The organism is Streptomyces hygroscopicus subsp. hygroscopicus, assembly GCF_030269125.1.
GTDB lineage: Bacteria > Actinomycetota > Actinomycetes > Streptomycetales > Streptomycetaceae > Streptomyces > Streptomyces hygroscopicus_C.
Map to the genome: position 1 here is coordinate 581,181 of NZ_BSSM01000002.1, position 12,628 is coordinate 593,808.

Sequence of the window (12,628 nt, forward strand, 5' to 3'; positions counted from 1 at the left end):
CGGATCGCGGACCGGCCCGGCGGGCCGGTCTCCTCCCGGGTCACCCGGAACCCCTTCCACAAACGGCACCGGTACGCCCGGCGCGGAAAACCGTTCGGACCGCTCCGGGTCACCGCCCCACAATGACCCGCATGACGAAGTGGACGATCAGTCCGGAGGCCCCCGACTCGCCGGTCGCCGCCGCGCTCTGGCGGGCGTACTACACCGAGGTCAGCGACCGCTGGTACCTGCTGCACGAGGGCCACCGCACCGAACCGGCGGAGCTGGAGCGGGAGATCGCCGCGACCACGGGCGCCGAACTCACCCCGCCGACCGGCCGGTTGCTGGTGGGGCGGTACGGCGGTGAGGCGGCGGGCAGCGCGGGCGTACGGCTCCTGGACCGCGGGACCGCCGAGCTGACCCGGGTGTACGTGGCCGAGGGCATGCGCGGCACGGGCGGCGCCGCGCTGCTGGTGGCCGCCGCCGAGGAGGCCGCCCGCGCGCTCGGCGCCCGGCGGCTGGTCCTCGACACCCGCGGCGACCTGGTCGAGGCGCGCGCCCTGTACGCCCGCCTCGGCTACACCGAGACCGGCCCGCACAACTCCGCCGAGTACGCCGAGCACTGGTTCCGCAAGGAGCTGGTCAACTGAGCCCGTCCTCGGAGGCGTTGTGCGGGCGCTCACGCTCGGCGCCGCACAGTTCGGCGGACAGCTCCCTGACCAGTTTCGGCAGGTCCGTGGAGCGGCCCGGTTGCCACCAGTCGCCGAGCAGCTCGGCCAGCGACTCCTCGCGGGCCGCCGCGAGCCGTTCGGCGGCCTCGCGCCCGCTCGCGGTCAGGTAGAGGTCCAGGCCCTGACGTTCGGCCAGCCGCCGCTCCTCTACCTGGCGGGCGGCGTCGAGGACGGCCTCCAGCGGGACGGGGCCGCGCTCGGCGAGCACCCCGGGTTCGACGGAGCCGTTGCGGCGGATGCGCAGCAGCAGCCAGCTGGCCGCGGGCAGGAGGTCGTACCCCGCCCGCTCCGTGATGTCCCGGTAGATCCCATGGCGCCCCTCGCGGGTGCCGAGCACGGACAGGGCGCGGCACACCTCGTCGTAGGAGGACCGCTCGACCGGGTTGGGCGCGAGGGTCTCGGAGACCTCCGGCGCGGTGACCGAGCCGCGCAGCCGGTCCTCCTTCAGCAGCCAGGCCAGCAGGAAGCCGAGGAGGGCGACGGGGGCGGCGTAGAGGAAGACGTCGGTGATCGCCGACGCGTAGGCGTGCAGCGCGGCGGGGCGCAGGGCCGGCGGCAGCCCCGCGATGCCGCGCGGGTCCGACGTGAGCGTGTTCGTGGTCACCCCGGGCGGCAGAGGGACGCCCGCGAGCGCGGCGCCGAGCTTGTCGCCGAGGCGGCTGGCGAAGACGGTGCCGAAGACGGCGACGCCGAAGGAGGCGCCGATCGAGCGGAAGAAGGTGGCCCCGGAGGTGGCCACGCCCAGGTCCTCGTACGAGACGGCGTTCTGCACGATCAGCACCAGGACCTGCATGACCAGGCCGAGGCCGAGGCCGAAGACGAAGAAGTAGGCGCTCATCTCGGCGGTGGGGCTGGTCTCGTCCAGCCGGTGCAGCAGGAGCAGCCCGATGGTGGTGACGGCGGTGCCGGTGACCGGGAAGACCTTCCAGCGGCCGGTGCGGCTGACGATCTGCCCGGAGATCGTGGAGGACAGCAGCAGCCCGACGACCATCGGCAGCATGTGCACACCGGACATGGTCGGGGAGACGCCGTGCACGACCTGAAGGAAGGTCGGCAGATAGGTCATCGCGCCGAACATGGCGAAGCCGACGACGAAGCTGATGACGGCGGCGAGGGTGAAGGTACGGATGCCGAACAGCTTCAGCGGCAGCACCGGTTCGGCCGCCCGGCGCTCCACGGCCACGAACGCGGCCGCGAGCAGCACGCCGAGTACCGCGAGGGAGATGATCTGCGGCGAGGCCCAGGCCCAGGTGATGCCGCCGAGGGAGGCCACGAGGACCAGGCAGGTGGCGACGCAGGCGATCAGGAAGGTGCCGAGGTAGTCGATGACGTGGCGCTCGCTGCGCACCGGTACGCGCAGGGCGGCGGCGATCACCGCGAGGGCCACGATGCCGACGGGCAGATTGACGTAGAACACCCAGCGCCAGTTCAGATGCTCGGTGAACAGCCCGCCCAGCAGCGGTCCGAGCACGCTGGTCGCGCCGAACACGGCTCCGAACAGGCCCTGGTAGCGGCCCCGGTCGCGGGGCGGCACGATGTCGCCGACGATCGCCATCGACAGCACCATCAGCCCGCCGCCGCCCAGGCCCTGGAGGGCGCGGAAACCGATCAGCTGGGGCATGTTCTGCGCCATGCCGCACAGCGCCGAGCCGACCAGGAAGATCACGATGGCGGTCTGGAACAGCTTCTTGCGCCCGTACTGGTCGCCGAGCTTGCCCCACAGCGGGGTTGCGGCGGTCGAGGCCAGCAGGTAGGCGGTCACCACCCAGGACAGGTGCTCCAGTCCGCCGAGGTCGCTGACGATGGTGGGCAACGCGGTCGACACGATGGTCTGGTCGAGCGCGGCGAGCAGCAGCCCGAGGAGCAGCGCCCCGATCGAGACGAGCACGCCGCGCGCCACGCGTTCGTCCCCGCTCACGTCCTTCGCCGCACCGTGCGTCTCCAGGGCCATGGGGACCTCCCGGGGTGGGGCTGGGACTGGGGCTGGGGGCTGGGATGTCACCTCCCATCCTGGTCGGTGTCACCGTTCGTGGCCTGTCGAGTCCTGCGGATGTGGAGGGAACGGGCCTACCCTGTGTGGCTTCGGCGGACTTTCGCGGCCGCGAAGGCTCCGGCGGCTCGCGCGGAGGTCCCAGGGCTGCCGGGGTTTCCGGGGGCGGCCGGGGGTTTCCAGGGGAGGGGACGAACGTGACCGGGGAGAAGGGCACGACCTGCCCGGAGTGCGGCACACCGAGGGACGCGGCGGGCGCCCCGGCCTGCGACTGCGCCGCGCGCACGGCAGAGGCGCTGCACCGGACGCGCACGGCGGAGGCGGCGGCGGCGGAGGACTTCGACCCGCTGCGGATCCGGCCCTACGTGGACGTGGGGCCCGGGGACGGCGACGACGTCCGGCCCGTCGAGGCCACGATGCCGCTGCGCCCGGTGGCGGGGTCCGCCGTACGGCTCTTCGCGCACGCCCCCCGTGAGCCCGAGCCCCCCGAGGAGCCGCGGGTGCCGCGGGGTCCGGGCCGGCGCCGCCGGTTGGGTCGTGCGGCGACGATCGCCGCCGCGGGCGCGGGCGCGGCGGCCCTCGCGGCGACCGGTCTCGCGCTGTTCTCCTACCACTCGCCGACCCGGGACGACGCGGCCCCGGAGGTCAGGGAGAGCGTCCCGGACGTGCCGCCGCCGGCCACGGCGACCCCCTCGGCACACGGCGCCTCCGGTCCCTCCCGGTCGACCGCGCGATCGGCGCCCTCGCCCCCGCCGAGCCCCTCGGCCACCCCGGTCCGGCCGTCCGCACCGTCACCGACGCCGACCCCGAGCCGTACACCGCCCCGCAGTCCCTCCCCCAGCGCCTCCACGCCGGTGACCCCGGCGAGCGCGGCGGTCCTCGAACGCGGGGACTCGGGCCCGCAGGTCGCCGAACTCGAGTACCGGCTGTGGCAGTTGAACCTGTACGAGGGTGCCATCGACGGTGTCTACACGCGCCGCGTGGAGTACGCCGTCAGCACCTACCAGGCGGCCCGGGGCATCCAGGACGATCCCCCGGGGGTGTACGGACCGCGGACGCGGGCGAGCCTGGAGACGGAGACGTCGGGACCGTGAGCCGCCCCCGCCGGCAGAGCCGTCAGCCGACGCGCAGCCGGATCCCGCCGCCCGGCAGGCCCTCCACCCGCACCCGGGTCAGATCCGGCACGACCACGTCGAGACAGGTGATCCAGGTCGACCTGGACGACTTCAAGCCCGTCACCACGAGCCGCAGCCCGGCGCCCGACCCCCACCACGACCATCCCCCGCGGCCCGCACCGCCGCGATCCCCGCGCCGGAGACCTCGAACACGTACCGCGGACCCGAGCGAGCCCGCAGGCCGAGACGCCGGGACCGCGAGCCGCCCCCACCAGCAGAACCGTCACCCGACGCGCAGCCGGATCCCGCCGCCCGGCAGGCCCTCCACCCGCACCCGGGTCAGATCCGGCACGACCACGTCGGGGCCATGAGCCGCAGCCCGGCGCCCGACCCCCACCACGACCATCCCCGCGGCCCGCCCCGCCGCGATCCCCGCGCCGGAGTCCTCGAAGACGACGCACTCGCTCGGGGCGACCCCCAGTTCGGCCGCGCCCTTGAGGAACCCCTCCGGGTCCGGCTTGCTCGCGCCCACCGACTCGGCCGTGACGCGGACCTCGGGCAGCGGCAGCCCGGCGGCGCGCATGCGGGCGGTGGACAGGCCGACGTCCGCCGAGGTCACCAGGGCGTGCGGCAGCTCACGGAGCGAGGCGAGGAAGGCGGCCGCGCCGGCGATCTCGACCACGCCGTCCATGTCGGCGGTCTCCTCGGCGAGCATGCGCGCGTTCTCGGCGAGGTTCTGCTCCACGGGCCGGTCGGGCAGCAGCGCGGCCATGGTGGCGTGCCCCTGCCGGCCGTGGACGACCTCCATCACCGCGTCGCCGTCCAGCCCGTGCCGCCCGGCCCAGCGCCGCCAGACCCGTTCGACCACCGCGTCCGAGTTGACGAGGGTGCCGTCCATGTCGAGCAGCAGGGCGCGGGTGTGGAGGACGGTGCGGGCGGGGGTGGCCGTCATCGGCGGTGGCTCCAGGAACGAGAGGCCCCGCATCAACGATGCGGGGAGGGACAAGGCGGCCCCGCCCGCCGGTCAGGGAAAACGGGCGGGAGCCACTTTGTTTTCCTACGGTACAAAACCCGGGGGCATTCCCGCCACCATCCACGGCGATGATTCACCCGGTGTTCGGCTCAGCCCGCGACCGCCTCGTACAGGCTCCAGACGCCGAGGCCCAGCATCAGCAGCGCCGCGATCTGCGTGATCAGCCGCAGCGGAACCTTCTTCATCAGGGCCTTTCCGCCCACGATGCCGAGTCCGGCGACGGCCCACAGGCCGAGCACCGCACCGAGACCGACGGAGATCGGGTCGTCGTAGCGGGCGGCGAGGTTGGCGGTCATGATCTGGGTGAGGTCGCCGAACTCGGCGACCAGGATGAGCATGAAGCCGGTGCCCGCGACCTTCCAGAAGGTCTGGTCGGCGGGCTTCTTGATCTCCTCCTCCTCCTCACCCTTGCCGAACAGCAGCATCGCGGCGCCGCCGAGGAAGAGCAGGCCGGTGACGGCGTGCACGAGGCGCTGGGGCAGCAGGGTGAGCACGCTGCCGGCGGCGACGGCGAGCACGACGTGCACCAGGAAGGCGGCGGCGACGCCCGCGAAGACGTAGCTCGCGCGGTAGCGGGTGCCGAGGACGAGGCCGGCGAGCGCCGTCTTGTCCGGCAGTTCGGCGAGGAAGATGACGCCGAAGACGAGCGCCGTCACGGTGATGCTGATCAAGGGTCCTCAATCGGTCGGGGCCGCCCCGCCGAGAGTGCGCTGCTTGCTGCGGAAACACCTCGGCACGGCAGCACACTCGGCGTCCGCGCCGGGACGGGCGGACGTGCACTGCTTGCCGAAGGTCTCGCTGGGCGGTGAAAGGTCCGCCTCCGGGCGCCGGCTCAGGCTGGCTGAGCAGTATGTCGACGGTCCGGCGAAGAGCTACTCCCCTTCTGCGGCTCCCATGATACGGGACGGCAAAGTCCGCCCCGGAGCCCTTGCCTTGACATGCGCACGTCACTAACTTCTTACCGGGCGCTCACCTTCCGGAAAGACCACGCCGCGAGCATTCCCTGACTCGTGGCCCAATACCCCACCCCCACAAGGGAGTTCTCCGCATGCCCAAGTTCTACGCGCGTCGACGCCTCAGCGTACTCGCCGGCGTCACCGGAATGATCGCCACCGCCGCGCTCTTCAACTCCCCCACCGCCTCCGCCGCCCTGCCCACGCCCGTCTCCGGGTCGACCGCCCGCGGCTACCTCTCCCAGCTCACCGTCGCCACCGAGGACCGCACCGGCTACAGCCGCGACAAGTTCCCGACGTGGATCACGATCGAGGGCACGTGCAACACCCGCGAGTGGATCCTCAAGCGGGACGGCTCGAACGTCGTCACCGACTCCGCGTGCACCGCCACCAGCGGCAGCTGGTACTCGCCGTACGACGGAGCGACCTGGACCGCCGCGTCCGACGTGGACATCGACCACCTCGTGCCGCTGGCCGAGGCCTGGGACTCCGGCGCGAGCAAGTGGACCACGGCCCAGCGCCAGGCGTTCGCCAACGACGTCACCCGCCCCCAGCTCCTCGCCGTCACGGACAACGTCAACCAGTCCAAGGGCGACCAGGACCCGGCCACCTGGATCCCGTCCCGCACCGCGTACGTCTGCACCTACGTCCGCGCCTGGGTGCAGGTGAAGTACTACTACAACCTGTCCGTCGACCCGGCGGAGAAGACCGCGCTGCAGAACGACCTCGCGAGCTGCTGAGCCGAGCACCGTCGGCACCGTCGGGAAGGGCCCGGCCGACCAACCCCGGCCGGGCTCCGCGGCGTCCCGGCACCTCGCGGCCCGACGGGATCACCGCGGCCCCGGGGAACCCGGCGCCGCCGCGCCCTCAGGCGACCGGACGCCGCCGCATCAGATAACCCGCCGCCGCGCCCGCCCCGAACAGCGCGGCCAGCGACACCCCCGTGGCCAGCCAGGTGGCGCCGAGCCAGCGGGCGCCAAAGTAGCCGAGGGCGACGCTGTAGGCGGCCCAGGAGAGCCCGGCCAGGGCGGACCAGGGGAGGAAGTCGCGGGCCCTGCGGTGGGCGGCGCCGGCGCAGAAGGAGACGACCGAGCGTCCCGCGGGAGCGAAGCGGGCGAGCACGACCAGCGCGCCACCGCCCCGGGCGAGGGCGTCGCCGAGACGTTCCTGCGCGGTGGTCAGCCGCCGGGAGCGGGCTATCGCACGGTCCAGCCGCTCCCCGCCCCGCCAGGCCAGCCGGTAGGCCACCAGGTCACCGAGGACCGAGGCCACCGCCGCCAGGAGGACCAGGGCCAGCAGGTCCGGCACCTCGTGCGGGACCCGGCCGGTCGCCGCGGTCGCCGCGCCCGAGCCCGCCGCCGCCGCCGTGCCCGCCGTGATGACGAGCACACCGCTCGGCAGCACCGGCAGGAACACGTCGAGCAGCACGGACAGGGACACCACGGCATAGATCCACGGTCCGGCCGCCAGCGACCCCACACTCTCGAACACGTCTTCTCCTGACACTTCCCCCGATGACAGCCGTACAGCGTACGCCGAAGGTGTGACAGGAGGTGCGCGGGGGGCTACGGAATCGGCCGGACGCGACGGCGCCCTCCCCCGGTCCGACCGGGGGAGGGCGCCGGGAGGACGGCCGTCACGCGGCCATCGGGGCCTGCTCCGCGACGGCCTCGCCCTGACCCGCCGCACGCCGGACGAAGAGCCGGTCGAGACCGAAGGCGCCGGACCCGGTGAAGACCAGCAGCAGGAACGCCCAGCAGAACATGACGGCCGGCTCGCCGCCGTTCTGGATGGGCATCAGCGCGTGCTGCTGGTGGATGTCGAAGTAGGCGAACGCCATCGAGCCGGAGGCGATCAGCGCGGCACCGCGGGTGCCGAGGCCGACCAGTACGAGGGCGCCGGCGACCAGCTGGATCACGGCCGCGTACCAGCCGGGCCAGGTGCCGGTCGCGACGGTGCCGCCGTGGGTGCCCATCGCCCCGCCGAGGACGCCGAAGAGCGAGGCGGCGCCGTGCGCGGCGAAGAGCAGGCCGACGACGATGCGGAACAGTCCGAGGACATAGGGCTGCGCGGTGCTGAAGCGAGCGGAAGGCATGGGGAGGTGACCCTCTCGGTGTCGGACGAGCCCGCCGGGGACAGGCGGGCCGGTGGGGGCGGCGGTACCGAATGGAAGTCCCAGGTTAGGAGTGCCTAACCGATACTTGCAAGTTCAACTTTTCGCCAACGTTCCGCTTGTGGTGAGAGCCCCGCCCCCGACCCGACGGCATGTAGGGTCGCATGCGGAACTGTGCCGCCTCCCGAAAACATGACCGAATACACCCTTGGCCGACCGGCCCGATCGCCCACCGACGCCACGGGCCCGGTGTCACGGCCGTTCTTCCGCCGCCGTGACGGCGCGTGACACGTGCCCGCGTACCTGGAGGCCGCCGAGCAGTTCGGCGGTGGCGCGGGCCACGGCCTCCACGGCGGCGTCGAAGACCTCACGGTTGTGGGCGGCGGGGGCGCGGAAGCCCGAAACCTTGCGCACGTACTGCAGCGCGGCGGCGTGGATGTCCTCCTCCGTGGCCTCACCGGGCAGCACGGGCGGACGCAGCGTCTTGATACTCCGGCACATGCCTTCAGTCTCACGCGGCGGCCGGAGCCGCGGGAGGGCACCAGAGGCGGGCGGCAAAAGGAAGGGCAAGGAATCACCGGACTCCTCGCCACTCTCAACGTATAGCGCACGGGGGGCCTTGCGGCAAGGCCCCCCTGATGGCGCAGAATCGCCCGCCTGGCCCGAAAGCCGCCGAAACGGGGAGCTGCGAGACGTGCGTGTGCTGTTGTCGACCTACGGGTCGCGTGGAGATGTCGAACCGCTGGTGGGGCTCGCGGTACGGCTGCGGGAGCGCGGCGCCGAGGTCCGGGTGTGCGCCCCGCCCGACGAGGACTTCGCACGCCGCCTGGCCGACGTGGACGTCCCCCTCGTCCCGGTGGGCCGCTCGGCCCGCGTCCTGACCAGGGCGGCACCCCCGCCGTCCTCCCTGCCCGAGCGCGCGGCCCTGGTGATCGCCGAGCAGTTCGAAACCGTGGGCGCGGCGGCGGAGGGCTGCGACGCGGTGGTGGCCACGGGCATGCTGCCCGCCGCGGCAGGCGCCCTCTCGGTCGCCGAGCGGCTCGGCGTCCCGGCCGTGTCGGTGACCTTCCAGCAGCTGACCCTGCCGTCCCCGCGGCGCCGGCCGCTCGCCTACCCGGGCCGGCCGTCCCCACCGGAGGTGACCGACCCGGGCGAGCTGTGGGAGCTGGACGCCCGCTCCATCGACGCGTTGTTCGCCCCGGCGCTCAACTCGCGGCGGACGGCGCACGGTCTGGCCCCGGTGGACGACGTGCGCGCCCATGTCCTCGGCCCGCGGCCGTGGTTGGCGACGGACCCGGTGCTCGATCCCTGGGAGCCGACGCCGGGACTCGACGTCGTGCAGACCGGCGCGTGGTTCCTCCCGGACCCGCGCCCGCTCCCCGAAGAGCTGGAGGCGTTCCTGGAGGCCGGTCCGCCCCCGGTGTACGTCGGCTTCGGCAGCATGCCGATGCACGGCTGCGCCGACATCGCCCGGGTGGCCGTCGACGCGGTCCGTGCCCACGGCCACCGCACGGTCCTGTCCCACGGCTGGGCCGACCTCACCGCGGCCGACGGCCACCCCGACTGCCTCACGGTGGGCGAGGTCGACCACCAGGCGCTCTTCGGGCGGGTGGCGGCGGTCGTCCACCACGGCGGCGCGGGTACGACGACGACGGCGGCGCGCGCGGGAACTCCCCAGGTGGTGGTCCCCCAGCCGGCGGACCAGCCGTACTGGGCGAGCCGGGTGGCCGCCCTGGGCATCGGCGCGGCTCACGACGGCCCGGTGCCCACGTGCGCGTCCTTGTCACGGGCACTGGGGAGGGCCCTGGCCCCCGAGACGGGTGCGCGGGCGGCGGAACTGGCCGCGAGGGTCGGCACGGACGGCGCGACGGTGGCGGCTCAGGCGCTGTGCCCTTGAGTCCACGGAAGGGGCCGCGGGGCGGGCACGCACGGCCACCACCGCCCCTCTTCTCCCCCTTCTCCCCCGTCCCCTTCTCCCCCGTCCCCTTCTCCCCGTCCCCTTCCCCCCGTCCCCTTCTCCCCCATCTCCCCTTCTCCCCCATCTCCCCTTCTCCCTCCCCCCGAACCGGAGTCCCCCATGCCCACCGCCACCAGCGCCTTCGACCTCCCCTCCCGTCTCTCCCAGAAGGCCGCCCCCGCGCTGATCGCCGCCGACGAGCACCACTTCACGGCGATCGCGCGGTGCCTGGAGCGGACCATCGACGAGGTCTCCGACCAGCTCGACGACGAGCGCAGGGCCCCCGGCGGCCTGGGCCGGCAGGCACTGGACCGGGACGTCGAGGTGCACCGCCTGACCGCGCGCCTGGGCGCCCTGCGCCGCTTCGGTCTCGACCTGTGCCTCGGCCGCATGGTGACCGCCGGGGACCCCGACGAGCCGGTCTACGTCGGCCGCCTCGGCCTCACCGACCACACGGGCCGCCGCCTGCTGCTGGACTGGCGCTCCCCGGCCGCGGAGCCCTTCTTCGGCGCCACCCACGGCAACCCGATGGGCCTGGCGAGCCGCCGCAGATACCGCTGGACGCAGGGCCGTGTCAGCGACTACTGGGACGAGGTGTTCGCCTCGGACGCGCTGGACGGACACGCCGCGCTGGACGACCAGTCGGCGTTCATCGCGAGCCTGGGCGGCAACCGGTCGCCGCGGATGCGCGACGTGCTCGGCACCATCCAGGCCGACCAGGACGCCATCATCCGGGCGGGCTCGCGCGGCGCGCTCGTCGTGGACGGCGGTCCGGGCACCGGCAAGACGGTCGTCGCCCTGCACCGCTCCGCGTACCTCCTCTACTCCGACCCGCGCCTCGGCCACCGGCGCGGCGGGGTGCTGTTCGTCGGCCCGCACCGGCCGTATCTGGCGTACGTCTCCGACGTGCTGCCGAGCCTCGGCGAGGAGGGCGTACAGACCTGCGTCCTGCGGGACCTCGTCGCCGAGGGCGCCGACGCGCGCCCCGAGACCGACCCGGAGGTGGCCCGGCTGAAGTCGTCCGCGCGGCTGGTGGGGTCGATCGAGAAGGCGGTCCGCTTCTACGAGGAGCCGCCCACCGAGCCGTTGACGGTCACGACCCACTGGGGCGACCTCGAACTGACCGTCGCCGACTGGGAGTCGGCGTTCGACGCGGCCGAGCCCGGCACCCCCCACAACGAGGCGCGCGAGCAGGTCTGGGAGGAACTGCTCACGATCCTGGTCGACCGGCACGACGGCGGCGCCCCCGAGCAGCTCCTGCGCAGGTCCCTGACGGGCAACCGGGAACTGCGCACCGCCTTCGACCGCTCCTGGCCGCTGCTGGAGGCGGCCGATCTCGTCGGCGACCTCTGGTCGGTGCCCGCGTACCTGCGGCTGTGCGCCCCCTGGCTCACCCCCGAGGAGGTACGACGGCTGGGGCGCGCGGACGCGCAGGCGTGGACGGTGTCCGACCTGCCGTTCCTGGACGCGGCACGGCAGCGGGTCGGCGACCCCGGCGCCGCGGTGCGCGAGCGCCGGCGCAAGGCGGCGGTCGCGGCCGAACGGGCGCGCATGGACCGGGTCATCGACAACGTGCTGGAGGCCGACGAGGACGGGGAGGGCGCGGTGACGATGCTGCGCGGACAGGATCTGCGCGACGCCCTGGTGGACGAGATGGTGCTGCCCGGCGTCGAACCCGACGCGCTCGCGGGGCCGTTCGCGCACATCGTGGTGGACGAGGCGCAGGAACTCACCGACGCGGAATGGCAGATGCTGCTGTCGCGGTGTCCGTCGCGCAGCTTCACCATCGTCGGGGACCGCGCGCAGGCCCGGCACGGGTTCACGGAGTCCTGGCGGGAACGGCTCGCCCGCATCGGCTTCGACCGCGTCGAGTCGGCCGGTCTGACCGTCAACTACCGTACGCCGCGGGAGATCATGGCGGAGGCCGAGCCGGTCGTACGCGCCGCGCTCCCGGACGCCAACGTGCCGACGTCGATCCGCAGCAACGGCCTGCCGGTGCGCCACGGCTCGACGGCGGAGCTGGACGCGCTCCTCGACGGATGGCTGGCCGCCCACCCCGAGGAGACCGCCTGCGTCATCGGTGCCCCGTCCTTCCGCCCCGCGAGCCCCCGCGTCCGCTCCCTCTCCCCCGGTCTGTCGAAGGGCCTGGAGTTCGACCTGGTCGTCCTGGTGGACCCGGAGCGGTTCGGGGAGGGCGTGGCGGGCGCGGTGGACCGCTATGTGGCGATGACCAGGGCCACCCGGCAACTGGTCGTCCTCACGAGCCCCGCCCCGGTGTCGGGCCCCCGCGGGTGAACCCCCGTTCGGATGAACATCCCGATCGACCTCGCGACCGTAAATCGAACAGGCGTAGCATTGGCGCGTGGCTACGACCTATGAATTCCCCAGTGACCTCCTCGCCGGCCAGGAGGAGCTGCATCAGGTCAGGGCCGAGCTGTCGGCCCTGCTCAGGCGGCTGCCCTGGTCGGTCGAGCCGTTGGACGGCTTCAGCGACGACAACGGCTGGCGCAAGACGGAGCGGCCCGCCTCCCCCGGCTGGACGGCCGACGAACAGGCCGAGGTGGAGAAGCTCCGCCGCCGCGAACACGAACTGGCGGTGTTCATCAGCACCCACCGCTTCTGGGCCGAGATCGCGGCCGAGAAGCGCATGCAGGCCCGCAGCGCGCTGAAGCACGCCCACGAGGAGGGACCGCGGGCCTCCTGAGGAGCGATCCGGTCCAACCAGTTGACCACCGCCCCCGGCGCCTCCACTCTGAT

At 73.6% G+C, this 12,628-nt stretch carries 12 protein-coding genes; 6 read left to right on the top strand and 6 right to left on the bottom strand.

Annotated features, from left to right (window positions below; translation table 11 throughout):
- Positions 1-122 precede the first annotated feature (122 nt).
- On the top strand, positions 123-629 hold the full coding sequence (locus tag QSK45_RS07105) for a GNAT family N-acetyltransferase (protein ID WP_395482808.1): 507 nt from the start codon (positions 123-125) through the stop codon (positions 627-629).
- Here the strand turns inward: QSK45_RS07105 and QSK45_RS07110 are convergent.
- Complete coding sequence (locus QSK45_RS07110) at positions 622-2,661, bottom strand: MDR family MFS transporter (protein ID WP_285554339.1); 2,040 nt, start codon at positions 2,659-2,661, stop codon at positions 622-624. The genes QSK45_RS07105 and QSK45_RS07110 overlap by 8 nt on opposite strands.
- Positions 2,662-2,897: 236 nt before the next feature.
- Between QSK45_RS07110 and QSK45_RS07115 the strand changes: the two genes are divergently transcribed.
- Positions 2,898-3,794 carry a peptidoglycan-binding domain-containing protein gene (locus tag QSK45_RS07115; RefSeq protein ID WP_285554341.1) on the top strand — a complete coding sequence of 299 codons (897 nt, stop codon included), beginning with the start codon at positions 2,898-2,900 and terminating at the stop codon, positions 3,792-3,794.
- 304 nt (positions 3,795-4,098) lie between these two features.
- On the opposite strand, the gene QSK45_RS07120 is transcribed toward QSK45_RS07115, so the two are convergent.
- Together QSK45_RS07120 and QSK45_RS07125 are read right to left on the bottom strand one after the other, a co-directional pair.
- Positions 4,099-4,767: an HAD-IA family hydrolase gene (locus tag QSK45_RS07120; protein WP_285554342.1), complete on the bottom strand. Its 669-nt coding sequence runs from the start codon at positions 4,765-4,767 to the stop codon at positions 4,099-4,101.
- A gap of 170 nt (positions 4,768-4,937) precedes the next feature.
- Entirely contained in the window at positions 4,938-5,519 is a 582-nt protein-coding gene (locus tag QSK45_RS07125; RefSeq protein WP_285554344.1) for a TMEM165/GDT1 family protein, read from the bottom strand.
- Between the two features lie 377 nt (positions 5,520-5,896).
- On the opposite strand from QSK45_RS07125, the gene QSK45_RS07130 reads away from it, so the two are divergent.
- Complete coding sequence (locus QSK45_RS07130) at positions 5,897-6,541, top strand: HNH endonuclease family protein (protein WP_285554345.1); 645 nt, start codon at positions 5,897-5,899, stop codon at positions 6,539-6,541.
- A gap of 127 nt (positions 6,542-6,668) precedes the next feature.
- Here the strand turns inward: QSK45_RS07130 and QSK45_RS07135 are convergent, their stop codons facing one another.
- From QSK45_RS07135 to QSK45_RS07145, 3 genes are all read right to left on the bottom strand, one after another.
- Positions 6,669-7,292 (bottom strand): DedA family protein, encoded by a 624-nt coding sequence (locus QSK45_RS07135; protein ID WP_285554347.1) that lies wholly within the window; start codon positions 7,290-7,292, stop codon positions 6,669-6,671.
- A 145-nt stretch (positions 7,293-7,437) separates the two neighbouring features.
- Positions 7,438-7,896, bottom strand: a complete 459-nt coding sequence (locus tag QSK45_RS07140; protein WP_285554349.1) for a DoxX family protein — start codon at positions 7,894-7,896, stop codon at positions 7,438-7,440.
- A gap of 270 nt (positions 7,897-8,166) precedes the next feature.
- Positions 8,167-8,415: a DUF2277 domain-containing protein gene (locus QSK45_RS07145; RefSeq protein ID WP_285554351.1), complete on the bottom strand. Its 249-nt coding sequence runs from the start codon at positions 8,413-8,415 to the stop codon at positions 8,167-8,169.
- Between the two features lie 199 nt (positions 8,416-8,614).
- On the opposite strand from QSK45_RS07145, the gene QSK45_RS07150 reads away from it, so the two are divergent.
- The 3 genes from QSK45_RS07150 to QSK45_RS07160 all read left to right on the top strand — a co-directional run bounded on the left by QSK45_RS07150 (position 8,615) and on the right by QSK45_RS07160 (position 12,575).
- Positions 8,615-9,811 carry a glycosyltransferase gene (locus QSK45_RS07150; protein ID WP_285554656.1) on the top strand — a complete coding sequence of 399 codons (1,197 nt, stop codon included), beginning with the start codon at positions 8,615-8,617 and terminating at the stop codon, positions 9,809-9,811.
- A gap of 180 nt (positions 9,812-9,991) precedes the next feature.
- Positions 9,992-12,166 carry an RNA polymerase recycling motor ATPase HelR gene (gene helR, locus QSK45_RS07155; protein WP_285554353.1) on the top strand — a complete coding sequence of 725 codons (2,175 nt, stop codon included), beginning with the start codon at positions 9,992-9,994 and terminating at the stop codon, positions 12,164-12,166.
- 67 nt (positions 12,167-12,233) lie between these two features.
- Positions 12,234-12,575 carry a DUF8825 domain-containing protein gene (locus tag QSK45_RS07160; protein ID WP_285554355.1) on the top strand — a complete coding sequence of 114 codons (342 nt, stop codon included), beginning with the start codon at positions 12,234-12,236 and terminating at the stop codon, positions 12,573-12,575.
- Positions 12,576-12,628 lie beyond the last annotated feature (53 nt).